Annotated in this window: 26 protein-coding genes, 1 pseudogene and 2 riboswitches; of the genes and pseudogenes, 17 read left to right on the top strand and 10 right to left on the bottom strand. The window is 52.4% G+C overall.

Annotated features, from left to right (window positions below):
- Positions 1–129: 129 nt before the first annotated feature.
- From EDM60_RS24420 to motB, 5 genes are all read left to right on the top strand, one after another.
- The gene (locus EDM60_RS24420; protein ID WP_122966258.1) at positions 130–1,857 is read left to right on the top strand and encodes a methyl-accepting chemotaxis protein; all 1,728 of its coding nucleotides are present in this window, start codon (positions 130–132) and stop codon (positions 1,855–1,857) included.
- 94 nt (positions 1,858–1,951) lie between these two features.
- A complete protein-coding gene (locus EDM60_RS24415; protein WP_122966257.1) occupies positions 1,952–2,554 on the top strand; it encodes a flavin reductase family protein in 603 nt (200 codons plus the stop codon).
- Positions 2,555–2,727: 173 nt separating this feature from the next.
- Positions 2,728–3,459, top strand: coding sequence for a ZIP family metal transporter (locus EDM60_RS24410; RefSeq protein ID WP_063230543.1), 732 nt, complete (start codon positions 2,728–2,730; stop codon positions 3,457–3,459).
- 155 nt (positions 3,460–3,614) lie between these two features.
- Entirely contained in the window at positions 3,615–4,430 is an 816-nt protein-coding gene (gene motA / locus EDM60_RS24405) for a flagellar motor stator protein MotA (RefSeq protein WP_122966256.1), read from the top strand.
- Positions 4,423–5,232 (top strand): flagellar motor protein MotB, encoded by an 810-nt coding sequence (gene motB / locus EDM60_RS24400; protein WP_063230540.1) that lies wholly within the window; start codon positions 4,423–4,425, stop codon positions 5,230–5,232. Before motA ends, motB begins: the two co-directional genes overlap by 8 nt.
- A gap of 28 nt (positions 5,233–5,260) precedes the next feature.
- Here the strand turns inward: motB and EDM60_RS24395 are convergent, their stop codons facing one another.
- Positions 5,261–5,683 (bottom strand): winged helix-turn-helix transcriptional regulator, encoded by a 423-nt coding sequence (locus EDM60_RS24395; RefSeq protein ID WP_122966255.1) that lies wholly within the window; start codon positions 5,681–5,683, stop codon positions 5,261–5,263.
- A gap of 158 nt (positions 5,684–5,841) precedes the next feature.
- Between EDM60_RS24395 and EDM60_RS24390 the strand changes: the two genes are divergently transcribed.
- The 3 genes from EDM60_RS24390 to EDM60_RS24380 all read left to right on the top strand — a co-directional run bounded on the left by EDM60_RS24390 (position 5,842) and on the right by EDM60_RS24380 (position 8,471).
- Positions 5,842–6,396: a DJ-1/PfpI family protein gene (locus tag EDM60_RS24390; protein WP_122966254.1), complete on the top strand. Its 555-nt coding sequence runs from the start codon at positions 5,842–5,844 to the stop codon at positions 6,394–6,396.
- A 184-nt stretch (positions 6,397–6,580) separates the two neighbouring features.
- Entirely contained in the window at positions 6,581–7,543 is a 963-nt protein-coding gene (locus EDM60_RS24385; RefSeq protein ID WP_122966253.1) for a hypothetical protein, read from the top strand.
- Between the two features lie 118 nt (positions 7,544–7,661).
- Positions 7,662–8,471 (top strand): alpha/beta hydrolase family protein, encoded by an 810-nt coding sequence (locus tag EDM60_RS24380; RefSeq protein ID WP_122966252.1) that lies wholly within the window; start codon positions 7,662–7,664, stop codon positions 8,469–8,471.
- Positions 8,472–8,500: 29 nt separating this feature from the next.
- On the opposite strand, the gene EDM60_RS24375 is transcribed toward EDM60_RS24380, so the two are convergent.
- Positions 8,501–8,962 (bottom strand): low molecular weight protein-tyrosine-phosphatase, encoded by a 462-nt coding sequence (locus EDM60_RS24375; RefSeq protein ID WP_122966251.1) that lies wholly within the window; start codon positions 8,960–8,962, stop codon positions 8,501–8,503.
- Positions 8,963–9,113: 151 nt separating this feature from the next.
- Positions 9,114–9,217: riboswitch (guanidine-I (ykkC/yxkD leader) on the top strand.
- Between the two features lie 103 nt (positions 9,218–9,320).
- Here EDM60_RS24375 and EDM60_RS24370 point away from each other — a divergent pair.
- From EDM60_RS24370 to EDM60_RS24360, 3 genes are all read left to right on the top strand, one after another.
- The gene (locus EDM60_RS24370; protein ID WP_122966250.1) at positions 9,321–9,674 is read left to right on the top strand and encodes a DMT family transporter; all 354 of its coding nucleotides are present in this window, start codon (positions 9,321–9,323) and stop codon (positions 9,672–9,674) included.
- A complete protein-coding gene (locus EDM60_RS24365) occupies positions 9,671–9,985 on the top strand; it encodes a DMT family transporter (protein ID WP_122966249.1) in 315 nt (104 codons plus the stop codon). Before EDM60_RS24370 ends, EDM60_RS24365 begins: the two co-directional genes overlap by 4 nt.
- A gap of 119 nt (positions 9,986–10,104) precedes the next feature.
- Complete coding sequence (locus tag EDM60_RS24360; protein WP_122966248.1) at positions 10,105–11,082, top strand: cation diffusion facilitator family transporter; 978 nt, start codon at positions 10,105–10,107, stop codon at positions 11,080–11,082.
- 158 nt (positions 11,083–11,240) lie between these two features.
- Here EDM60_RS24360 and EDM60_RS24355 read toward each other — a convergent pair whose 3' ends face one another.
- The 4 genes from EDM60_RS24355 to EDM60_RS24340 all read right to left on the bottom strand — a co-directional run bounded on the left by EDM60_RS24355 (position 11,241) and on the right by EDM60_RS24340 (position 14,751).
- A complete protein-coding gene (locus EDM60_RS24355; RefSeq protein ID WP_122966365.1) occupies positions 11,241–12,581 on the bottom strand; it encodes a hemolysin family protein in 1,341 nt (446 codons plus the stop codon).
- 224 nt (positions 12,582–12,805) lie between these two features.
- Positions 12,806–13,921: a site-2 protease family protein gene (locus EDM60_RS24350; RefSeq protein ID WP_122966247.1), complete on the bottom strand. Its 1,116-nt coding sequence runs from the start codon at positions 13,919–13,921 to the stop codon at positions 12,806–12,808.
- A gap of 66 nt (positions 13,922–13,987) precedes the next feature.
- Entirely contained in the window at positions 13,988–14,287 is a 300-nt protein-coding gene (locus EDM60_RS24345) for an iron-sulfur cluster biosynthesis family protein (RefSeq protein WP_063230523.1), read from the bottom strand.
- 110 nt (positions 14,288–14,397) lie between these two features.
- Positions 14,398–14,751: a DUF3905 domain-containing protein gene (locus EDM60_RS24340; protein ID WP_122966246.1), complete on the bottom strand. Its 354-nt coding sequence runs from the start codon at positions 14,749–14,751 to the stop codon at positions 14,398–14,400.
- Positions 14,752–14,981: 230 nt separating this feature from the next.
- On the opposite strand from EDM60_RS24340, the gene EDM60_RS24335 reads away from it, so the two are divergent.
- On the top strand, positions 14,982–15,818 hold the full coding sequence (locus EDM60_RS24335) for a glycosyltransferase family A protein (RefSeq protein WP_122966245.1): 837 nt from the start codon (positions 14,982–14,984) through the stop codon (positions 15,816–15,818).
- 28 nt (positions 15,819–15,846) lie between these two features.
- Here EDM60_RS24335 and sspK read toward each other — a convergent pair whose 3' ends face one another.
- On the bottom strand, positions 15,847–15,978 hold the full coding sequence (sspK, locus tag EDM60_RS24330; protein ID WP_063230518.1) for a small acid-soluble spore protein K: 132 nt from the start codon (positions 15,976–15,978) through the stop codon (positions 15,847–15,849).
- Positions 15,979–16,077: 99 nt separating this feature from the next.
- On the opposite strand from sspK, the gene EDM60_RS24325 reads away from it, so the two are divergent.
- The 3 genes from EDM60_RS24325 to EDM60_RS28855 are packed head-to-tail and all read left to right on the top strand — an operon-like array spanning position 16,078 to position 16,730.
- A complete protein-coding gene (locus EDM60_RS24325) occupies positions 16,078–16,356 on the top strand; it encodes a YqkE family protein (protein WP_122966244.1) in 279 nt (92 codons plus the stop codon).
- Positions 16,356–16,502, top strand: a complete 147-nt coding sequence (locus tag EDM60_RS28860; protein WP_167470376.1) for a hypothetical protein — start codon at positions 16,356–16,358, stop codon at positions 16,500–16,502. Before EDM60_RS24325 ends, EDM60_RS28860 begins: the two co-directional genes overlap by 1 nt.
- 51 nt (positions 16,503–16,553) lie before the next feature.
- Complete coding sequence (locus tag EDM60_RS28855; protein ID WP_167470375.1) at positions 16,554–16,730, top strand: hypothetical protein; 177 nt, start codon at positions 16,554–16,556, stop codon at positions 16,728–16,730.
- Between the two features lie 49 nt (positions 16,731–16,779).
- Here EDM60_RS28855 and EDM60_RS24320 read toward each other — a convergent pair whose 3' ends face one another.
- Genes EDM60_RS24320 through EDM60_RS24310 form a run of 3 tightly spaced genes read right to left on the bottom strand, consistent with a single transcriptional unit; the run spans position 16,780 to position 20,004 of the window.
- Positions 16,780–17,970: an ABC transporter permease gene (locus EDM60_RS24320; protein ID WP_122966243.1), complete on the bottom strand. Its 1,191-nt coding sequence runs from the start codon at positions 17,968–17,970 to the stop codon at positions 16,780–16,782.
- A complete protein-coding gene (locus EDM60_RS24315) occupies positions 17,967–18,686 on the bottom strand; it encodes an ABC transporter ATP-binding protein (protein ID WP_122966242.1) in 720 nt (239 codons plus the stop codon). The genes EDM60_RS24320 and EDM60_RS24315 overlap by 4 nt, the downstream gene beginning before the upstream one ends.
- Before the next feature lie 40 nt (positions 18,687–18,726).
- A complete protein-coding gene (locus tag EDM60_RS24310) occupies positions 18,727–20,004 on the bottom strand; it encodes an efflux RND transporter periplasmic adaptor subunit (RefSeq protein WP_122966241.1) in 1,278 nt (425 codons plus the stop codon).
- Positions 20,005–20,205: 201 nt separating this feature from the next.
- Between EDM60_RS24310 and EDM60_RS24305 the strand changes: the two are divergent.
- Both EDM60_RS24305 and EDM60_RS29535 read left to right on the top strand, forming a co-directional pair.
- Positions 20,206–21,555, top strand: a pseudogene (locus tag EDM60_RS24305) (glucose-6-phosphate isomerase); the annotation flags it as partial.
- Positions 21,556–21,576: 21 nt separating this feature from the next.
- On the top strand, positions 21,577–21,795 hold the full coding sequence (locus EDM60_RS29535) for an excisionase family DNA-binding protein (protein ID WP_307723370.1): 219 nt from the start codon (positions 21,577–21,579) through the stop codon (positions 21,793–21,795).
- Positions 21,796–21,859: 64 nt separating this feature from the next.
- Positions 21,860–21,976, top strand: a riboswitch (TPP riboswitch).
- The last annotated feature ends 88 nt before the right edge of the window (positions 21,977–22,064 follow it).

Raw genomic sequence — 22,064 nt, 5'->3', positions numbered from 1 at the left:
CTTTTCCAAATTTCGCGTTCCGTTTTTGTGTCAGAGCGGGTACAATTTGAACGGACATGTTTACCCCGAAATTCAAACGGGAATAGGGTCATAACGAGATCATACAACGTCAAGAAAAGTGGTGTTTTTATGAGATGGACGATCGGAAAAAAGCTCGGCAGCGCGTTTGCACTAATTCTCATTGTAATCGCATACATGGGAGCGATGAGTACATACAAGACGAGCCAAATGAACAGCAAAGTGGAAGAGATGAAAGCGGTCTGGCAGCCGGGCATGGAAGAGATTTTGAAAATCAATTCCACGCTGGAAACGATCTACGGCTTGGATCAGACGATTCTCAACGCGGAGACGATTGCAGAAAAAAACAAATACGCTGGGCAAATTGATGAACACTTCGTATACATCGACGGGCTTTTGACCAGTTACGAAAAAACGATTTACAACGAGGAAGACCGGAAAAATTTCGATGGTTTGAAAGAAACCATGAAGAAGTACGAGATTTTCAACAAGGAATACGTGGAGATCGGAAAGAAGATGGACGTCAAGCGCGGGGCGACGCCGGAGGAGCTGGCCGAGCTGGGCAATGTGCGCAAAAAGGCGAGCGAGCTGTTCGGCGAGCGCAAGAAGTACATCGATGCGATGATCGAGTTCAACAGAATGGGGACGGAGCGCGCGGGAAGAGAAAGCGCCGAACTGTACGAGGCGCTCAAACGGGATAATCTCATTACGCTTGCCATCTCGGTCGCAGGGTGTCTGCTTCTCGCCCTCTGGCTGACGCGAAGCATTCGTGGCCCGATTTTGCGTCTGGTTGCGGAAATGAAGGAAGTAGCAGGAGGAAATCTGCTGGTGAAGCCAATGGTTGTCAAAAGCCGCGACGAAATCCTCGATCTGGCCAATTCCTTCAACGAGATGACCGACAGCCTCAAAGGCGTAATCCGTCAGGTTAGCGTCACATCGGAGCAGGTAGCCGCATCGGCGGAGGAGCTGACGGCAAGCTCTGAGCAAACAAGCCGGGCGACAGAGCAGATTGCAGTGACGGTGCAGGAAGTCGCTGCCGGTACGGATCGCCAGGTGAAAAGCGTGGAGCAGGGAGCGCGGGCGATCGACGATATGTCCCGGGGCATTCGTCATATCGCGGGGAACGCCCAACAGGCATCCAACATGGTTATTCAGGTTGCGACAATGGCGGGAGAAGGAAATCAGTCCATTCAGGCCGCCGTCTTGCAAATGAACGCCATTCACGATTCGATTCGCGAATTGGCAGGTGTAGTCGATGGACTGGGCAGCCATTCGCAAGCCATCGGTCAAATTATCGAAGTGATTACAGGCATCGCGGAGCAAACCAACTTGCTTGCGCTCAATGCCGCTATCGAGGCTGCCAGGGCAGGAGAGCATGGGCGCGGCTTTGCGGTCGTTGCCGATGAAGTGCGGAAGCTGGCAGAGCAGTCGTCCCAATCGGCGCAGCAGATCGCGCAACTGATCAAAACGATCCAGACAGATACAAAGCTGGCAGTAGAATCGATGGAATCAGGAACGAAGGAAGTGCAGCAAGGGATTCTCGTCGTGCACCACGCAGGCGAGACTTTCGGGCAAATCCAGATGTCGATCACGTCTGTAGCGGATCAGATGCAGGATGTGTCCGCAGCAGCGCAGGAAGTATCCGCGCACTCCGAACAAGTCATCAAGGCAATCGAGCTGGTCAGCGAAGTGTCCGAGATTGCGGCAGACGGTACGCAAAACGTCTCGGCGGCTACAGAAGAGCAGCTCGCCGCGATGGAGGAAATTACGTCTTCCGCGACTGCGCTCTCGAACATGGCAGAAGAGTTGCAACATATGATCAGCCGATTCAAAGTATAAGAGACTTGCAAGCATACTTCGAGAACCATCGAAATGTTCTTCTACTAAAATGAATGCATAAAGCGTTTATTTTCGTATGAAGGAGGTTTCGTCGATGACGAGCCATGTTGCGATCCAGCCAAAAATTTTGTACTACGGTACACCTGTTGTTTTGTTAACTACCGAAAACGAGGACGGGACGACGAATATCAGTCCCATCTCCTCCTCGTGGGCGCTCGGCTATCATGTGATTCTCGGGCTTGGATACGGGTCGCAAGGACTGGAAAATTTGCGCCGCACGAAAGAGTGCGTGATCAATTTGCCGGAAGCGTCCATGTGGCGGCAAGTAGAAGCGTTAGCCCCGCTGACGGGCCGCAATCCGGTGCCAGCGTACAAACAGGAGCTGGGCTTTCGCCACGAAGCGGACAAGTTCCAGGCTGCCGACCTGTTCGCTCTGGAGTCGGAGCTTGTGCGGCCAAAGCGGGTCGGCAATTGCCCGCTCCAGCTGGAAGCAGTCGTGAAAAACATCCGCATTCCCGACTACGCCGACTTTTTTGCCATCGTGGAAACAGAGGTCAAGCGCGTGCATGCGGACAGACGAATTGTGCTCGGTACGAATCATATCGATCCTGCGGCGTGGAATCCGTTGATCTACAATTTCCGTCACTACTTCGGGCTGGGAGACGAGCTGGGCAAAACGTACCGCTCGGAAACATAAGGTTCTTTTTTGAGAAAAACGCCAGTGCTCCTGGCGTTTTTTTGCAGCGACAAAGTGAAATTTTTAACATGTTTCCCCTGATTTTATTATAAGCTAACAAAAGGGATACTCACGCCCCTTCGAAACGTGGACAAGAACAGATGACAAACAAACGACTCGTGGAGGAACCTTGCATGGAGCAGCTTTTAATGGGGAGCTTTCTGTCCGCGATGGCAACGGGAGTCGGGGCTTTGCCGATTCTCTTTTTCCGTACGGTCACACACCGTTGGCGGGATATTCTCCTGGCCTTTACCGCTGGCATCATGGTGGCGGCAGCGACGTTCAGCCTGATTCCCCAGGCGATGTCCAACGCCCCGTTCATTATCGTCTGTCTGGGCGTGCTTACCGGGACGCTTTTTCTTACTGTCCTGGAAAGCGTAATCCCGCATATTGATCTGGAGCATACGAGGGTCAACATTTCGATGGACTCCCAGGCGCTGCTGATTTTGATGGCGATTACTTTGCACAATATACCCGAGGGACTGTCCGTCGGGGTTAGTTATTCCAGCGAGCAGTCGGAGCTTGGCGGCTTGATCGCGTTTGCGATTGGCCTGCAAAACGCGCCCGAAGGCTTTTTGGTGGCGCTGTTTCTCATCAATCAAAAAGTGAGCCGGTTCAAAGCTTTTTTGCTTGCGACGATGACCGGAGCCGTCGAAATCGTTTCCGCGATTTGCGGCCATTATCTCACGGCGGTGGTCAAAGGGCTGGTGCCGTACGGGCTGGCTTTTGCCGCTGGCGCCATGCTGTTTATCGTGTACAAGGAGCTGATTCCGGAAAGCCACGGAGACGGCCATGCCCGTTCCGCGACTTTTTCGTTTATCGTAGGATTGCTGGTCATGATCGGCCTGGTGCAGCACTTCGGTTAAACGGGTCAAAGCCCACATCTACGATCATTTTGTCCTCTCTATTAGTTTCTTGCGAAAAGATGCGGATTTTATGTAACTACCCCTCACAAAAGTGGCGAAAAATACCGAAACCATAATATAGATAAATTTCGATTATGGTAATAGGGAGTGTCACGATGGAAAAGTCTACCTTGATAGGTATAGTCCTAGGTATTGTCGCAGTAGTGGTCGGGATGATCTTGAAGCACGCGAGTCCCTCGGCCCTGCTGAATCCAGCAGCGTTCATGATTATCATCGTAGGTACGATTGCCGCCCTTTTCAATGCATTTCCCATGTCGGAAATCAAAAGGATTCCTGCCCTTTTCAAGGTGATTTTTAGCGAGCAAAAACTCCCTGCCAAAAGGGAACTGATCGGTCAATTCATGAACTGGGCATCTATCGCCCGTCGTGAAGGCTTGCTTGCTCTGGAAAACACGTCTGATGAGATCGAAGACCCGTTCCTGCGCAATGGCATGAAGATGATCATCGACGGTGGCGAGCCGGATTTCGTCCGCGATGTTCTCAACGAGGAAATTCACGCGATTGAAGAACGCCACCAGGCTGGCGCCCTCGTCTTCAGCCAGGCGGGCAGCTACGCTCCGACCCTCGGGGTATTGGGAGCGGTAGTTGGTCTGATTGCGGCACTGGGTAACCTGAGCGATATCGACGCCCTCGGTATATCGATCGCGGCTGCGTTCGTAGCGACTCTGCTCGGTATTTTTACCGGTTACGTGCTGTGGCACCCATTCGCCACCAAGCTGAAAAGAAAATCCAAGCAAGAAATCGAAATCAAGAAAATCATGGTGGAAGGACTTCTGTCCATTCAGGCAGGTGTTTCTCCGGCTGCCATCGAGCAGAAGCTTCTGGTGTACATCCCGTACAACGAGCGCAGCGAGATGAAAGAAGAAATGAAGGAAGAGAAGAGGGAGGAAGGAGCTGCGGTAAATGGCTAAGCGACCAAAGAGACATGCTCAGCACGAAGAGCATATGGACGAGTCTTGGCTGATTCCGTACGCGGACTTGCTCACCCTCCTGCTCGCTTTGTTTATCGTATTGTTTGCCTCCAGCGAAATGGATGCCAAGAAGTTCGACCAGATGGTTCGCTCCTTTAACGTTGCGTTGAACGGCGGCGTGGGCGTTTTGGATCAGCCTAGCCCGATTCCACTCGACCCGAACATGATGCAGCAAACCGTACATAAAGGCGCACAGGAAGCGGAAAAGCAGAAGACGGAAGAAGAGAAAAAGCTGGAAGAAGCAGTCCGCAAAGAAACAGAGGACTTGAAAAAGCTGCAAACGCAGCTGGAAGGCTACATTCAGCAAAACAAACTCCAGGACAAGCTCCAGACGAAGCTGACCGAGGAAGGACTTCTCATCACGATCCTGGACAACGCCTTGTTTGATTCGGGAAGCGCTGTCCTGAAGCCGGAAGCGAGAACGCTTGCTACCGAAATGGCAGCGATGCTCGTTCCTCACCCGAAAAAAGTAACCGTGACCGGACATACGGACAACGTGCCGATTCATCGTGCGGAGTTCCCGTCCAACTGGGATCTTTCTGCCAAGCGTTCCGTCAACTTTTTGAAGGTGCTTCTGGAAAACCAAAACCTGAACCCGACGAAATTCAGCGCGACTGGCATGGGCGAATACCATCCGGTAGCTCCGAACACGACGGCGGAAGGCCGGGCAAAAAACAGACGGGTAGAGGTCGCCATTTTGCGAGATTTGGCTTCCCCGCCAAAAAACAGTGTCAATCCGTAAACAAAAAGGATAGCGCCTCAGTCGGGTGCTATCCTTCTTTATTTTGGGGCGATACCGGGCATTCGCAGGCAGGAGTGGTTTGCTCGCCCAATTCCAGTTTCAGCTGCTCCATCCGTTTTTCGCCCCACTCGTACATTAGCTCGATGATCGGCAACAGCGTCATTCCCAGCTCGGTCATGGAATACTCCACTCGTGGCGGAACTTCCGGATAAACCTCGCGATGGACGATCCCGTCCTCGATCAGCTCCTTGAGCTGGCTCGTCAGCATTTTATGCGTAATTTTCGGAAACAGGCGTTGCAGCTCGCTGAAGCGATGCGGGCCTTCTACGCCCAAGTGCCATAAAATGACGACTTTCCACTTCCCGCTGAACATGGACAGCGTCAGTTCCTTGGAGCAAGTGAAATCGCCGTTGCGGATTTTTTCCATCGTTTCTTTTCTCAGATCAAGCATGGTTTTTCTCCCTTTGCTACAGCATTGTCCATAAGTATCCTTTTGGTAACTACCGCACAAAAAAGTGCATTCTTATGTTGGCTGGCGCACGCCTGTATAATAAGCCTTGTTGATACGCAACAACCTCATTGCTTATAAATAAAGGAGTGGAAGCCGCCATGGCTAAAAAAGTATTGATTCTGACAGGCGACGCAGTGGAAGCGCTGGAAGCCTACTATCCGTATTATCGCTGCCTGGAGGAAGGCTTGGAAGTGACGATTGCCTCGCCAACTGATAAGAAGGTGCTTCATACCGTTGTGCACGATTTTGAAGACTGGCAAACTTTCACGGAAAAACGCGGCTACCAGATCGAAGCACATGCGTCGTTCGAAGAGATTGATCCGCAGGAGTACGCTGCCCTGATTATTCCCGGCGGACGCGCCCCTGAGCATATCCGGCTGCACAAAGATTTTGCCCGGATCGCCCGTCATTTCTTCCAACATGATAAACCAATTATGATTTTGTGTCATGCGAGTGTGGCACTTACGGTAATTGCAGACGAAATCAAAGGACGCGAGATGACCGCATATTTTGCCTGCCGTCCAGAGGTTGAAGCGGCTGGAGCGAAGTACATCGAGACGCGCCTCCACGTAGATCGCAACTTGATTTCCGGGCACGCCTGGAACGATCTGCCTGCTTTGATGAAAGAGTTTATCAAACAGGTCAACGCGTAACCATACAGCGAAGAGAAAAGCCGATTCCCGTTAGCTGACGGGTCTTGGCTTTTTCATTTTTAGTGAACACAAATATTTTCCAGGCAATTGCGTTACAAAACGGCAGTTGTTGCGTCCTAATAGGTGCAAGTCAATTTTTCGCCTGTACGATACAGGCATGGGATCAACTGGGAGGCGTTCAGAAATGTTGAAAAAAATCATCGTGTTAGGTTCGGCACTGGCAATCGGGGTTACGGCTTATTCCGTCGTGACGATTGTGCAGCAGCCATCCAGCGCCGCAGCAGTGGAAAAACCGGCAGTTGTTCAAAGTTCAGTGAGCGAGCAATTGAAAATGCTGGAGAGCGGGATTATTCCTACTTCTGCATACGATACGGCCCAGACTTGGGCAAAGGCTGTCAAACTGAGAAACGGTGCGCTGCAATACGCGCTCTTGACAGAGCAGGCGCGTTCTGGGCTGAAAGCTCCTCTGGAGAACGCCCATTGGGTGACAGGCGCATCCAGTCCGTGGGTGGAAGGCTTTACGGTCGCAAGCATAACGGATGATTCTGTTGGCAGCGGGCAAAATCAAAAGCTGAAATACCAGATCGATTTTGACCTGGTGACTTCCACAGGCAAATTCGGCACGGATCGGGCGATTCTCGTCGTGAGCCAGCAGGGTGACCAATGGTTTGTCGAGAGTGTTGCACCTGCATCGGACAAATCGGTAGGCATCTGGAATACGCCTGAGTCGTTGAACGATCAAAACATCGAGAAGACTTTCGAAGCGATGAAGGCTTACGACAGCAAGCTCGGCTACCGGATTTTGTTGCCGGAAAAAGTGATGAGCAAGCTGAAAATCGTGGAAGCGACATTGCCGAACGAAGAAGGCAACCCGTCTAGCGTGCAGTTTTACTACAAGGACACAGCAGCCAAAAAAGACGTTCCGTTGGCGACGGTTGTCCGCTTGACGAAGGAGCAGGCGAAGCTGCCTTATTATCAAGAGCATCCTTTCCTGACGAAAATCGGGGAGAACAAAGAGGGCGTTTTCTACTCGCTCTATCCAAGCGAGCATCAGTATGCTGGCAACGAAGAATCCGAGCAAGGACGGGAATGGATGCAGCTGCTTGAAGTGCTGCAAGCAAGAATCGGCAAAGCGCTTCAGCCATAAAAAGAGTCGCCTGTGCCAAAACGCAGGCGACTCTTGACATTTTCGCCAGGACAGGAGATAATATAGTCGATAACAAAGTAAACTACTCGGAATACTATAAATAAAAGAGGTGAGTTCTTTGGAACGGACATTACATATTCCAAGCGAGACAGTTATGTTGACGGCAACGTTGCATGAGCCAGAGCAGCAAAACGGCAGGACGGTTGCGAAATACCCATTGGTTGTCATCTGCCATGGCTTTATCGGCAGTCGAGTCGGCGTCAACCGCTTGTTTGTAAAAGCCGCCAGAGAGCTTGCCGCTCACGGGTTTGGCGTCTTGCGCTTTGATTATGGCGGATGCGGAGAAAGCGACGGGGATTACGGAGCAGGCGGGCTGGACGTTTTGCTCAAGCAGACACGCGATGTGCTCGATTACGCTGCTGCGCTGGAACGGGTAGACCAGGAACGGATTATTTTGCTCGGGCACAGCCTTGGCGGGGCTGTCTCGGCCTTGACGGCAAGTCAGGACAGACGGATTCATTCCATGGTGCTGTGGGCTGCGGTAGCCCAGCCGTTTGAAGACATCGTGCGGATCGTCGGGGAAAAAGAGTATCAGGAAGCACTCTCTTTGGGGAGCACCGACCATAATGGCTACTTGCTTTCCAGACGCTACTTCCAGTCGTTGAACGGTGCTCAGCCATTGCGCCACGTCAAGCAGTTTGAAGGAGATGTGCTGATCCTGCACGGCAATCGCGATGACGTCATTGCAGTCGATGCGATGTTTCATTACGAGCGGGAGCTGCACTTGCGCAGAAGGGGAACGTGCGAAAAAGAAGTGATTGTCGGCGGCGATCATACATTTTCTTCCGCAGACAGCTACAGCAAGTTGATCGGCAGCACGGTAAGCTGGCTGGGCAGGCTGTGGGAGGAAAAGACCGTAGCTGTGTAAAAAAAGAAGGGATGCCCCCAGACGGAGGGCTATCCCTTTTTGCTTTTGATCTCTGCCAAAAGGCCGCGGCAGCCAGCTTCCACCAAGTCGTATACGTAGGAGAAACGCCCGGTGTAGTAAGGGTCCTCCACGTTTTGCTCCTGTACGGATTGGGCGAAGTCCAGCAGGCGGTGCACATTTTTGCCTGACGGAGCCATTTGGGTGAGCGCCGCCAAATTTTCTTCGTCCATGCAGACGACATAGTCGTACTCGGAAAAATCGTGGTGCTTGATTTGCCGGGCGCGCAACGTGTCGTGAGCGATCCCTTTTTCGTCGAGAACCTGTTGGGTGCCTTTGTGCGGACGCTCTCCGGCATGCCAGCCGCCGATCCCGGCAGAGTCGATGCTGATTTCTGTGCTCAGCCCTTCCTGTTCGACAAGATGGCGAAAAACGGCTTCTGCCATCGGGGAGCGGCAAATATTTCCCAGGCACACAAACAATACATTCGTCATCGGCTTATTCTCCTTGCTTGTTTTCGTTTGGGACGAGCTTTTGCTTTACGTAAGTTAGAATAGCACAAGTAGCTGCCCTTGCGAAAATCTTGCAAAAATCGTTTGGCTTTTGCTACAATAGGAGCCAGTTGCCCATGAGTCAAATTGCATATGTTGAGTTTTCTAGGGTTCCGCGAGCCAGATAGTGGCCGGACTGGACCGAGAGAAAACCCACGGCGTTTGCCGTGTACACGGAGGGATAAAAGCCCGGGAGAATATCTGTAACGGTATTCGCCCGTGGCTTTTTTTGCATGTGGGAAAAAGCCCGGGTGAGCCTGCGAGTTGCACTTGGGGAACGATATAAAAAGGAGGGGTTACGATGCAAAAAAACTGGCTGCTGGTCGTGCTTGCCGCCGTGTTTGAGGTGATGTGGGTAGCAGGGCTGAAATACGCGGACCAATTGTGGGAGTGGGCACTGACGGCGATTGCCATTATGATCAGCTTCGCTGTGTTGATCTACTCAGGCAAAAGGCTGCCGACGAGCACGGTGTACGCTGTCTTTGTCGGGTTGGGCACGGCGGGCACAGTGATTGTTGAGATGGCTTTTTTCGGGGAGCCGTTCAGTTGGATGAAGGTCGGACTGATTGCTCTTTTGCTGGCGGGCATCATCGGCTTGAAGGTGGTCACGCATGAACATGGAGGAGATTCGCACAAGGAGGGGGAAGTTGCATGACATGGGTATCGTTGATTTTTGCCGGGTTGTTTGAAGTGGTAGGCGTCATGGGGATTTCGCAGGTGAACCAGCGGCCGTCGCTGCGTTCATGGGCTGTCCTGCTCGGCGGATTTTCGCTCAGCTTCATTTTGCTGTCGATCGCGATGAACGGGATTCCGATGGGCACCGCCTACGCCGTATGGACGGGAATCGGCACGGTAGGAAGCGCCTTGGTCGGAATGCTGTTTTACGGGGAGCCAAAAGATGCGCTGCGGCTTGTTTTCATTGGGCTGGTCATCGTGTCCGTGGCGGGGCTGAAATTGTTGGCGTAAAGGCTGCCAACGCGGTCGGCGGCGCTGCCTTTTTCCTTTTATTGAAAAAGGAACGACGTGCTTTCACGGGGAATAATAAACGAAGAAACAGGATTTTTCCCGAGGAGGATACGGGCAGGATGAGTTCTTTTTGGACAACGTTAAAAAAGGGAAACACATCTTCAGCGACAGCAGCTTTGGGCAATCTCGGCCTGGCGATTGTCAAGGGCTTTGCCGCAGCCTACAGCGGCAGCGGGGCGATGTTCGCTTCGGCTATGCACTCGATTGCGGACGCGGTCAACCAGGGCTTTGTGTTTTTCGGCAGCGTACTGGCGGAAAAGAAGCCGACGCCGCGCTTTCCGACCGGATTTGGTCGGGTCATCAACCTGTTTTGCATGATCGCAGTCATTGTCGTAACGATCATGGCGTACGAGACGGTCATGGAAGGCATTCATCTGCTCAAAGAGCCTGCGCACGCCAGCCACTTCTGGCTTAATTTTATCATCTTGTTTCTGGCGATTGTCGTAGATGGCTTGGTGTTGGTCAAGGCGATGAAAGAAATCGTGCACGAGACTCGCGTCGAGGCAAAAGGCTGGGGGATTGTGCCTGCTGCGTTTCGCCATGTGGGACGTGCGGCGCCGCCGACACGGCTTGTCTTTTACGAAGATATCGTAGCGACGACGGGAGCGCTCCTGGCTCTGATCGCGGTAGTGGTGACACAGTTTACGACGTTTGCCTTGCTCGACGGTATCGCTACGATCATGATCGGCATTTTGATGGTCGGAGTGGCGTTCAAGGTAGGATACGACAACATGGTCGGCTTGATTGGGGTCGCCGCTCCAAAAGAAGTCGAAGACCGGGTGGCAGCGATTATTTTTGCTGATCCGGATGTGACGGATATCAATCGCCTGCGAATTGTCCAGGAAGGCCGCTTTTACCACGTAGAATGCTATGTCGAGCTGCGAGCGGGTCTGACTCTTGCGGTAGCGGACGACATTAAATACCGCATTCGCGACAGTCTGCTGACTGATCCTGATATTAGTGACGTAACGATGGGCATACTGGAGGACAACGGCGTGCAAGACTGGAAGCAGTCGGATGGCTTGGAAACGACTTGACTCAGCCGAAACCAAAACGGAGATGCACATAACAATACAGCTGTGACCGTTTTGTTGACCGCAAACAGAATCATCCAATATCTAGAAAAACATCGAGGCGTTTTTCACACAAAAAAAGCCACTCACCCTAGTTGCTAAGGGGAGTGGCTTTTCGTTGATCAGGAAACGGTCAAAAGCTCTTCTTGCTGCGGCGATTCGTCGTTTTTAATCGGCGTAATCAACACGCGGGTGACACGGTGATTATCCATTTGCTTGACGGTGAACAAGTAGTTTTCCCACTCGACTGTAGCGCCTACCGCGATATCTTCTTCCAGCTGACTGTACAGCCAGCCGCCAATCGTGTCTACATCCTCGGATTCCAGCTCGAACGGGATATGATCGTTCAAATCGGCGAGCGTCAGCATGCCGGAAACGGAGAGGCCGTTATCCAGCTTTTCGATCTCCGGTCTTTCCTCGTCGAACTCGTCCTGGATATCTCCGACGATTTCTTCCAGAATGTCCTCCATCGTTACCAGACCAGCTGTACCGCCGTACTCGTCGATGACGATTGCGAGCTGCGAGCGCTTTTTCTGCATCAGGCGCAGGACTGTACTGATCTCCATGGTTTCCGGAACCGTCAGAACAGGGCGGAGCAACGAATCCAGCTTGACACGTCCGTCTTGCAGGGCCGCCAGGTAAAAATCGGTGGCGTGGACAAAACCGATGATGTTGTCTTTGTCCTCAGCCGCTACAGGGAAACGGGTGTGTCGCTGCGTGCGGATGATCTCCAAGTTTTCTTCAAATGTATTCGTGCTATATAAGCAAACCATGTCAATTCGCGGGATCATCGTTTCCCGGGCCAAGGTTTCGGAAAAGTCGAAAACGTGTTCCACCAGCGACAATTCAGTCTGGTCAATATGACCGCTTTGGTGGCTTTGGTTGACGAGGATGCGGATTTCTTCTTCGGTATGAGCTGCTTCATGTTCCGAGATCGCTTCGAATCCAAGTCGTTTCATCAGGGCGTTGGCGGTTCCGTTCAAAAACCAGATCGCCGGGTAAAGCATTTTATAGAAAAACATCAATGGCGCGGCAACCCACAGCGAAGTTTCTTCTGCTTTTTGAATAGCCAATGATTTCGGAGCCAGTTCACCCAAGACGATGTGCAGGAAGGTAATAATCGCGAACGCTATACCAAAAGATATCGCAGAAATCGCATAGGCAGGCAATCCTGTTGAACCAAGCAGCGGTTCGACGATCATATGGGCGATAGCCGGTTCCCCGACCCAACCCAGTCCGAGCGAGGCGAGAGTAATCCCGACCTGGCAGGCAGACAGATAGCCATCCAGTTTTTGCGTTACTTTTTGAGCGTATACAGCGCGTTTGTTTCCTTCATTCACTAATTGTGTCAAGCGCGTTTGCCGCACTTTGACGAGAGCGAACTCTGCGGCGACGAAGAAGCCGTTCAGAAAAACAAGAAATATCACAAGCAGCAGGTTGAGCACTATCGGGACGTTGTCCAAGTAAAAAGTCATCCTCTCTGGAATTTTATGAAAGTACACTCCTATTTTACTCTGTTTGGCGCCAACTCTCAAAAGCGATAAATCACCATGGCGGGCGTTTCTGACCTCTTGCTGGGGAAGAGCGACTCTCAGGTATGCGTAGCGCACGTTTTTGCGCCCACAGAAGGTCACAGAAGGTCAAACGTCCGGTCCAAACGAACCGGACGGTCGGAGCAAAGCCTGGATTAGCGGTGCAAAAGCTGCTGTCCGTAGACGAAGAACGCCGACAAAACAGCGGCCAGCCCGAGGTAAGCAGCCAGCACTTTCCACTTGGTCGAGGCCGGAGCGACATAATACGTTGTCAGCCGATGCATTTGCTCATCGACTTCCGCCAGCCGCTGGCGAGCTGCCTGCTCGGCTTCTTGCAGTGCCTGGGACGGAGCGGGACGCAGCGGGTCCGACTCGATGAACATGATCGGCTCGCGCTCCCATTGCTTGAACAGTTCCCATTTTCTGTTCATATACACTTTATCCAGCCGCTTCTGGTCGCGTGCCAGCCGCTTTTCGTCATGCAGGAACGGGACGAGGAAGCGTTTGTCCGGCTCAGCCTGATTCAGTGCGCTTACCTCTTCGTTCATGCTGACGCGCATGTCCCATGTCGTTTCCAGTTCAGGCCATTTGGCGATATCGTGCATGAACTTTTCGATTTGTTCCCGTTCGTATTGCAGCACCTGATGCTGGTAGTTTTCACGCAGGCGGTTCCACCAAGTAATCAGACCGAGGATGAAGATGAGTCCCATAATCGGGCCTGGATTGGTAAACAGCATGATCCCCAGACCGATCAGTCCAACGAACCAGATTTTTGTGGAAAGCACAGAGACAATCCGTCCGCCATCCAGCGGGGAGACGGGCAACAGATTGAACAGGTTGAGTACGGCACCGAGGTAGATAACCAATGCCCAGAACGGGTCCTGCGTCCACCAGTAAAGCGGCAGGGCAGGCAAAAAGGCAATCATCCCGGCAAGCGGTCCGCCATAAGCGAGATACGCTTCTGTTTTCGCATCGCGCGGCATGTCTTTCATCGATATAAAAGCACCCGCAAACGGGATGAAGACGGCTGGCGAAGTCGCAATGCCCTTGCGCTTGGCAGCGATGACATGCCCCATCTCATGGACGAAAATCAGGTAGACGATCGCCACGGCAAACTTCCAGCCGTAAATCATGGCGTACGCCCCGAGGCTGACGATCATCGACAAAAGGGTTGCGCCGAATTTGGAGAACTTCAAAATACCGATTAACCATTTGAAATTGGCCAGCAAAAAAGCGCCGACGGCCAAAAGAATCGAACCGCTCTTTTTCATGAAACGCTCCTCCCATACGTCATGGCAGTCTCTCTTTCATACGGATGACGCCCAGAAAAGTTTCTGCTAGTCCGCCAGACGCGGGTTGAAGAAGCGAAAGCCGTATTCGCCGTATGTAGGGTCAAAGTCAAGCTGACCGCCATCGAAGTACCAGAAATCGGCAGGGCGGATGACAAAGCGCAAGCCCTCCACTTCGAAAATGGCGTCGTCAGGCATGGCTTCATCTTTTTCAATCGCGTAGAAAAGCCCGCCCGTTCCAGGACCGCTTGTCCGCACGTACAGGCGAAGCGTGTCACCTGGACGAAATTCGGAATATCGTTGATAGGCGAGCGAAAATGCAGGCGCTATCGCAAGTGTGATGCTCATGGGCCAGCTCCTTTCTGTCTCTTCAAGCCCCATTGTAACATACAAACCAAAAACACCCATTCGGTCAGTGTGTCTTTTCCGAATGGGCGATTTTTTTCAAGACAGCTCAATCAATCCTTGCCTTTGCTGACATCTTTCGTCGGATGCATAAAGCGGGCATTGCCTATGGGCTTGTCTTCCAGCAGCTCCTTGTTTTCGTAGGAGTTCCAGCCGATATCGTTGGTTGGATGCACCCATTGGTCGCCCGCCATGATGGAAGGGTCCGTGTCCGTGCTCCAGTTGTTCAACGGGGATTCTTTGGACTCGTACAAGCTGTCTCCGATCACGACGCCAAATTCGTTGACAAAAGGTCGCTGGATGGAGCGGGACGATTTTTTGAAATCAGGGGCGCTGATCTGATGCGGCAAGGTTCCGTCGAGGGAAATATCCTTTGTTTTTTCACGATGCTTCTGGTCGTTGTCCATTCGTTGAACCTCCTTTATCCACTTATCCATACAGCCGAAAGGTTCGCCAAGAGAGGCAGCCATCATTTTTAGCATGCATCACACTTTCGTTGCTTATACGGTGGCGGTCGGGTCGTGAGCCAAGCCCAGCCCAAATGATGGTCTGCCGCATATGCTACAAAACAAAACGGTAACATCCACTTTCATGAAAAGCGGCTTGACGTTTTTCACAGAAAAAGGGGGGAGATTCGATGCTGACAAGTGTCGTCATTCCTGCCAAAGATGCAGACGATCAGCTCTTGTATACCCTGTTCGGCTTCAACCTGCAATTTTGCGCGTTTGAACAGTTTGAGGTGATCGTCCTTGACAACGCTTCAACGGACGAGACGGCGGAAAAACTGTCCCGATTTACCGCCCATTTTTCGTTGAACTATGTGCGGCTTCGCAAACAAAAGCCGCTCGCCTATTTGCTCAATTCGGGGATCAAGCTTGCGCGAGGCGAACTGATTGTGTTTCTGGCCAGCCACATGCTTGTTCCGCGTTCATTCATCGGCGTCCATCAGCAGGCGCATGAGAAAGCCAGTCAGCTTGTCTTGCTCGGACAGGATCGTAAGCGGATATATTCCGTGTATGAGCCAGGGTTTACAGAGATCCAGCACGCGGAGTGCCAGCTTTGGCTGGAGCAATACCCGCACATCAAACGGCCGCATACGCTTGTCAAACCGATCCCGCTGCTGGAAGAAAGCCAGATCGTAAACGAATTGCCTTTTCATATCGGCTTGCCTTGTCCGATGGCGCAGAAGCGGCTGGCAATCCGGGAAAAATACGGGCCGCACCTTACCCGTTATCGCTCGCCATGGGCGCTGTTTGATACCCACCACGTCTCGCTGCGCAAGGAACACTTGCTTCGGGCCGGGTTGTTCAAGGAGCTGCCGCGCATCGCCATGGAGCGGGATTTGGCCAAAAGGCTGGTCAAAAACGGTTGCCGCTTTCAACTGGATGACAAGCTGACCGTCCTGAGGCAAGAGTCGGTGCAAAAAAGAGCCAGTCCGAAGAGCATGTCTCCCAATAAAAACCGCCGGGCGTGATACCAAGCCCGGCGGTTAAACTTTTGGCCTAACGGTTTTCTTTTAACCTTTCTTGTGGTTCACTATTAATGGAACCGTTGGAACGGATGGCCTCGGATTGAGCTTTCGGGCCGCGGATTTCTGCGGTTTTTCCAAAGTCTTTTGCTTTGTTGCGCACCATGTTTCGTCCTCCTCTCAATGCGAAGCTTACAAGTAGTATGACCCAAAACGGGACGGAGAATGAGGGCGTTAGTTCGATAGGGAAAGGATGGCAGTTCAAATGGCAAAGAAAAAACAAAAACAGCAACCAAACCAGCGTCACACGCAGGAAGCAGCAACAGAAGCGAAGGCTTCGCTTGGCAGCTTGAAGGACATGCTGAACGCAGATGCGGTATCGAAGCTGAAGCAGCTGGAAAAAGACATGAAGTCAGAAAACGAGCGGAAGGCAAAGGAAGCTGAGGAACAAAAACGCCACGAACAGGAAGCACGCGAGCGCAACAAAAGCTTTGCCGAGCTGCTGGATGACTATGAGAAAAAAGGCGGAGGCAAGTTCAACTGATGCGCGACGACAAACAACCGGATCGTCCGGATACTTCGAAAAACGGCCTGATGAAAAAGCGGCAGCTTGCGCTTAAAGACGAGGCGCTCAAGCAGCGCGGTCGCCAGGTGCTCGGCCGGTTGGGGAAAAAGCAGCCCAAGGAGTGATTTTTTTCCCTCCATCCCCATATAGCTAGGAGAGGGGAAAGGAGGGAGATCATGGGGACAATCCTGCTCCTGATCAGTCTCCTCTGTGTAGCTGTAGGCACCTGGAAGCTGAGCGGTATCTACAAGGCAGACAAGACTGACAGCAAAACGCTCTGGTGGACAGTCGCGAGCGTCGGGATTGCGCTTTTTTTTCTTTTGAAGCTGATGACAGATACGTTTCCAACATAAACATGCACCTGTGGCGAAAGTTGCACAGGTGCATGTTTTTTGTATCGGTCTATTCGTAACGCAGCGCTTCGATCGGGTCGAGCTTGGCAGCTTTGTTGGCTGGATAAAGCCCGAAAAAGATGCCGATAGCGCTGGAGAAGCCAAACGCGATAAATACGCTGTTCCACGATAGCAGCGGTGGAAGGTTGGCAAAATGCGAGATCAAGGCGGCGATGCCAAGTCCGCACAGGACGCCGACCAATCCGCCGATCAGGCAGACGATGATGGATTCAATGAGAAACTGAATCAAAATATCGCTTCGCCGCGCCCCCAGCGCTTTGCGAATCCCGATTTCCCGCGTGCGCTCGGTGACGGAGACGAGCATGATGTTCATGACGCCGACCCCGCCGACTACGAGCGAGATCCCGGCGATGATGCTGAAAATCAAGGTGAGCGTGCCTGTCAGCTGATTGAACTGGTCAACCGATTCTTGCATGCTGCGAACCATGTAATGGTCGTTCTTTTGGTGTTTGCGCGTCAAATATTGCTTGGCCTGCTGCATGGCCGAGTTGACGGAAGCTTTGTCGACAGCCGTCCCCATAAACGAATGGATCGACGGTTCTTCCAACAGGGAGTTGTAATACTGGATGGGAACTACGGCGCCGAATGTTTCCTGGCCCATGTCAAACTTGAATTTTTCCTCTGAGTACGTGCCGATGACGACGAGGGAATTGTTTCCCCAGCGAACGCGCTGACCGATCGGATTCATTTGTCCGAACAGCTTCTCGCCAAGCTTGTCCTCCAGCACGACGACAGCGCGCTGTTCCTTGTCATCGGTATCGCTGAACAGGCGGCCTTTTGTTACTTTCATTCTTTTCTGGATGTTGAAATAATCCGCCGTGGTGGCGGTCAGGTTGGCCCGCTCTTCTTTTTTCGGCCCCTTCAACTCGATTGTCGTTCCGCTGTAAGGGACGATGTACTCGATTGCCGGACTGATTCTGCCCAGGACAGCAGCGTCATCGATAGTCAGGTCGTCGGATTCGATTTTTTCTTTTGTCTCCCAGTTAATGAAGACGTTGAAGGTGTTTTGCCCGAATTTTTCCATCTCGTCGTTGATTGCTTTTTGTCCGCCTTCTCCAAGCGCGGTAACAGCGATGACAGAAGTAATCCCGATGATGATGCCGAGCATGGTCAGGGCCGAGCGCATTTTGTTGGCCCAGATGCCCTCCAGTGCGGTGTAAAAGCTTTCCATAAAATTCACGTGACAATCACCTCGTCATTCGGGGTAGAGAAAACGCGTTCCTCTACCCGCTCATCGCGGATGATGATGCCGTCTTTGAACGTGACGATTCGCTCGGCATGCTGGGCGATGTCCATCTCGTGCGTGACGAGAATAATCGTGACGCCTTGAGCGTGCAGTTCCTGAAAAATCGACATGATCTCGACACCGGAGCGACTATCGAGGTTTCCTGTCGGTTCGTCTGCCAAAAGGATGGCGGGACGGTTGACCAGCGCTCTGGCGATGGCGACGCGCTGCTTTTGACCCCCGGACAGTTGAGTAGGCTTGTGGTGCATGCGTTCGCCCAGCCCTACTCGTTTCAGCGCTTCTGTAGCCCTGTTGCGCCTTTCCGAACGGCTGACGTTGGCGTACATCATCGGCAGCTCTACGTTGTGCAGGGAAGTGGAGCGGGCGAGCAGATTGAACGACTGAAACACAAAGCCGATTTTTTGATTGCGTACGTAGGCGAGCTGCTTGTCATTGAGGCTGCTTACCTCAATCCCGTCGAGAATGTAGCTTCCCGTGTCCGGGCGATCCAGACAGCCCAGCATGTTCATGAACGTCGATTTCCCTGATCCTGATGGTCCCATGATGGCGACGAACTCGCCTTGTTCCACCAGCAAGGATACACCTTTCAAAATAGGGAGGGTGCTATCGCCAGTCTTGTATGATTTCGTCAAGCCTTCTACCTGAAGCATTGTCGGCTGACCTCCTTTTTACGTGGAACACATCCAGTCGTTACATGCCCATTGGTGCGGGACCGCCGCTCATCGGCATGACAGGCGCTCCTTCACTCAGCGCTTCAACAGGTCCCAAAATGATTTGCTCGTCTCCGTTCAGACCTTGCTTGATGTGGGAGAACAGTTCATTTTCGGTGCCTGTGGCGACTTTCTGTTTCTTGGCGATTCCGTTCTCGGATATCCAGACGAAAGTGCTGCCGTCCGCTTCCTGCTGGATAGCTTCGATCGGAACTTGCAGAGCGTTATCGATTTTTTCCGCCAAGATGTTGATGTCCACGTGGAAGCCTGGCTTGAGCGCGCTCAAATCTCCTTGCGGCTTGAGGATGACTTTGACGCGGGTCTTTTCACTTTGGCCCGAACTGCTTTGGCTGGTGGTTGCGATCGGGGCGATTCGGGTGATCTGGGCATTCAGCATTTGTTTGCCCAGCGTAATGCCTTCGATGGTCGCCGTCTGTCCGAGTTTCAGCTTGCCGACATCCGATTCGTTGATGTCAGCCTGAATGAGCAGGTTGTCGAGATTAGCCAGTGTCAAAATTTCCGTGCCTTTGTTGACGTATTGGCCGTTGTCCGCCGCGACGCCAATAACGGTTCCGTTCGCAGGTGCGACGACAACGCTCTGGACGCGTTCTTTTTCCAGTTGAGTCCGTTCGACGGCCAGTTTGTTGATTTGTGCCTGCTGAGCGGCGATGTCTTCTTTGCGCGGCCCTTTTTGTTTCAGGGCGGACTGCTGTTTCGCCACATTGAGGGCGGACAGCGCGTTGTCCAAGATAGACTTCGCCTTGTCGACTTCCTGCTGAGTCGAAGCGCCTGAGGAGAACAATTGATTCATCCGGTCGTATTCTCGCTTGGCCGCATCGTACTCGCGCTGTGCCTGCGTGACCCGCTCGCGCTCCTGTGCTACTTCTTCCGGTTCTACGCCGATCTGGGCTTTGGCAAGATTGGCTTTTGCGACTTCCATCTGCGCTTCGAGATCAAGCAGTCTGCTGTCCACATCGGTCGTATCAATTTTGGCGATGATCTGGCCTTTTTTGACCTTGTCGCCTTCTTTGACGACGAACTCGCGCAACGTGCCGTTCACATTGGCGTACTGCTTCTGCTTGTCCTCCACGATGACGATTCCGGAGGTCAAGATTTTGCTTTCCAGAGCTGATTTGGTCGGTGTTCCGATGTTGACGGGCATGCCCATGGCTTGCTGAGAACCCATCATGTTGAGTCCAACGAACCCTGCCCCTAACAGGACGACAACGGAACCGATGATCCACCACCGTTTTTTCATTTTCATTTCCCCTTGTTGTTCTAAAAAGAAACCATTATTTCATTGCTCGAAGTAGTTTTACGGAAGGCATGGAAAAAGGTAACACTTTTGCCGAATCGTTCACGATTTGCTCACATTTTGCGATGTTTTGACGGAAAGTAACTTTCTCGCTTTTTGCGTGATAAGATAAGAAAATAGATGACGTTCCTTGGGAGGGGAGCCATGAACCAAGCGATTCGATTTGATTATTCCAATGCACGCGGCTTTGTGAGACAGCATGAATGGGAGCAGCTTGCGCCAGCAATCGGGCAGGCGCATGAAATGTTGCACAAAAGAACGGGTCCAGGCAGAGACTATCTTGGCTGGGTAGATTGGCCGAACAAATACGACCGCGTCGAGTATGAGCGGATTCGCCAGGCGGCGGCACGTATCCAGGCTGACTCAGATGTGCTTTTGGTAATTGGAATCGGGGGTTCATATTTAGGAGCGAAAGCTGTACTGGACGTATTGGGCCACAGCTTTTACAACTTGCTGCCGAAGTCGAAGCGGCGATCGCCGGAAATTTATTTTGTCGGCAACAATATCAGTCCGGTGTATATCTCTCATCTGATGGACGTGTTGGAAGGAAAAGACGTCTCCATCAACGTCATCTCCAAATCGGGCACGACGACAGAGCCTGCTATAGCTTTTCGGCTGTTGCGCAATTGGCTGGAAAACAAGTACGGCCGCGAGCAGGCGAAGAAGCGAATTTACATTACGACGGACAAAGCGCGGGGGGCCTTGAAAAAGCTTGCGGAAGATGAGGGCTACGAGAGCTTTGTCATTCCCGATGACATCGGCGGGCGTTTTTCTGTCCTGACAGCAGTCGGACTATTGCCGATCGCCGTGAGCGGCGCCGACATGGATGCCCTGATGAAAGGAGCGCAAGATGCGAGCGAGCGGTACATGGTCATGGATTTGGCCGAAAATCCGTGCTACCAGTATGCGGCGATTCGCAACGCCCTGTACCGCAAAGGCAAAACGGTGGAGCTTCTGGTCAGCTACGAGCCGCAGTTCCGGTTTTTCGCCGAATGGTGGAAACAGCTTTTCGGCGAGTCGGAAGGCAAGGATGGCAAAGGAATTTTTCCCGCCGCTGCCGAATTTTCCACAGACTTGCATTCCTTGGGGCAGTACATACAGGACGGCATGCGACACTTGTTCGAGACAGTGGTAACCGTAAACAAGCCAGCCATCGATGTCACGGTAGAAGAAGACCCGCTTGATGTGGACGGACTGAACTTTTTGTCCGGCAAGCGGATGGGATTTGTCAATAAAAAGGCTTTCGAAGGGACGGTGCTCGCCCACGTGGATGGCGGCGTGCCGAACCTGCTTGTCGAGATGCCAGAGGCGACGGCGTATCACCTCGGTGCCTTGATCTACTTTTTTGAAAAGGCGTGCGGAATCAGCGGCTATTTATTGGGCGTCAATCCGTTTGACCAGCCCGGGGTGGAGGCGTACAAGGCCAACATGTTCGCCCTTTTGGGCAAACCTGGATTCGAGCAGCAGAAAGCGGAATTGGAGGCAAGATTGCGCGATAACAAGACATATTTGACCGTGGAAGAGACAGCAGCGTACTTGGAGCTTCCGGAAACGTTTATTTTGGAAAAGATTCACCAGGGCAAGATTCGCGCTCTGCACGACGGCTACGAGTACGTCATCAACAAGGAACAGTTCAACCATCATATGGAAGAAATGCGCAAGCTCCGCGAGTTCGAGGAGGCAGCGCGGCATGAGACGGTTCCGGAGAGCTACGATGTAAAAGACGAGGATTGAGCGTATAGCATCTTGTCACTGGCGGCCAGGAGGACTATACTTGGTTGGTGAAATGAATATGTAAAGAAGCAACTTGGGGAGTCCTTCACGCGGGGCTGAGAGGATGGAAGCATACGACCGTCGACCCATTGCACCTGATCCGGATCATGCCGGCGCAGGGATACGGTTGCCGGCGAACAGCGCTTTTTTCTTTGGCTATACGGCGTATGAAGCCCACCTTTTCCTGCTTGGGAACGGGTGGGCTTTTTGTATGTTGCCCTGTTCAACTT

This window comes from Brevibacillus parabrevis, from assembly GCF_003710905.1.
Taxonomy (GTDB): Bacteria; Bacillota; Bacilli; order Brevibacillales; family Brevibacillaceae; genus Brevibacillus; species Brevibacillus parabrevis.
This window is presented reverse-complemented; position numbering and strand designations above follow the sequence as displayed.

What these genes read in the sequence shown, in the direction of transcription:
- EDM60_RS24385 (WP_122966253.1), top strand. Translation starts at nt 6,581, where the DNA reads ATGTTGAAAAAAATCATCGTGTTAGGTTCGGCACTGGCAATCGGGGTT.
- EDM60_RS24390 (WP_122966254.1), top strand. Translation starts at nt 5,842, where the DNA reads ATGGCTAAAAAAGTATTGATTCTGACAGGCGACGCAGTGGAAGCGCTG.
- EDM60_RS24370 (WP_122966250.1), top strand. Translation starts at nt 9,321, where the DNA reads ATGCAAAAAAACTGGCTGCTGGTCGTGCTTGCCGCCGTGTTTGAGGTG.
- EDM60_RS24345 (WP_063230523.1), bottom strand. Translation starts at nt 14,287, where the DNA reads ATGAGCATCACACTTGCGATAGCGCCTGCATTTTCGCTCGCCTATCAA.
- EDM60_RS24395 (WP_122966255.1), bottom strand. Translation starts at nt 5,683, where the DNA reads ATGCTTGATCTGAGAAAAGAAACGATGGAAAAAATCCGCAACGGCGAT.
- EDM60_RS24335 (WP_122966245.1), top strand. Translation starts at nt 14,982, where the DNA reads ATGCTGACAAGTGTCGTCATTCCTGCCAAAGATGCAGACGATCAGCTC.
- EDM60_RS24325 (WP_122966244.1), top strand. Translation starts at nt 16,078, where the DNA reads ATGGCAAAGAAAAAACAAAAACAGCAACCAAACCAGCGTCACACGCAG.
- EDM60_RS24365 (WP_122966249.1), top strand. Translation starts at nt 9,671, where the DNA reads ATGACATGGGTATCGTTGATTTTTGCCGGGTTGTTTGAAGTGGTAGGC.
- EDM60_RS28860 (WP_167470376.1), top strand. Translation starts at nt 16,356, where the DNA reads ATGCGCGACGACAAACAACCGGATCGTCCGGATACTTCGAAAAACGGC.
- EDM60_RS24310 (WP_122966241.1), bottom strand. Translation starts at nt 20,004, where the DNA reads ATGAAAAAACGGTGGTGGATCATCGGTTCCGTTGTCGTCCTGTTAGGG.
- EDM60_RS24410 (WP_063230543.1), top strand. Translation starts at nt 2,728, where the DNA reads ATGGAGCAGCTTTTAATGGGGAGCTTTCTGTCCGCGATGGCAACGGGA.
- EDM60_RS24420 (WP_122966258.1), top strand. Translation starts at nt 130, where the DNA reads ATGAGATGGACGATCGGAAAAAAGCTCGGCAGCGCGTTTGCACTAATT.
- EDM60_RS24340 (WP_122966246.1), bottom strand. Translation starts at nt 14,751, where the DNA reads ATGGACAACGACCAGAAGCATCGTGAAAAAACAAAGGATATTTCCCTC.
- EDM60_RS24350 (WP_122966247.1), bottom strand. Translation starts at nt 13,921, where the DNA reads ATGAAAAAGAGCGGTTCGATTCTTTTGGCCGTCGGCGCTTTTTTGCTG.
- EDM60_RS28855 (WP_167470375.1), top strand. Translation starts at nt 16,554, where the DNA reads ATGGGGACAATCCTGCTCCTGATCAGTCTCCTCTGTGTAGCTGTAGGC.
- motB (WP_063230540.1), top strand. Translation starts at nt 4,423, where the DNA reads ATGGCTAAGCGACCAAAGAGACATGCTCAGCACGAAGAGCATATGGAC.
- EDM60_RS24375 (WP_122966251.1), bottom strand. Translation starts at nt 8,962, where the DNA reads ATGACGAATGTATTGTTTGTGTGCCTGGGAAATATTTGCCGCTCCCCG.
- EDM60_RS24360 (WP_122966248.1), top strand. Translation starts at nt 10,105, where the DNA reads ATGAGTTCTTTTTGGACAACGTTAAAAAAGGGAAACACATCTTCAGCG.
- motA (WP_122966256.1), top strand. Translation starts at nt 3,615, where the DNA reads ATGGAAAAGTCTACCTTGATAGGTATAGTCCTAGGTATTGTCGCAGTA.
- sspK (WP_063230518.1), bottom strand. Translation starts at nt 15,978, where the DNA reads ATGGTGCGCAACAAAGCAAAAGACTTTGGAAAAACCGCAGAAATCCGC.
- EDM60_RS24315 (WP_122966242.1), bottom strand. Translation starts at nt 18,686, where the DNA reads ATGCTTCAGGTAGAAGGCTTGACGAAATCATACAAGACTGGCGATAGC.
- EDM60_RS24415 (WP_122966257.1), top strand. Translation starts at nt 1,952, where the DNA reads ATGACGAGCCATGTTGCGATCCAGCCAAAAATTTTGTACTACGGTACA.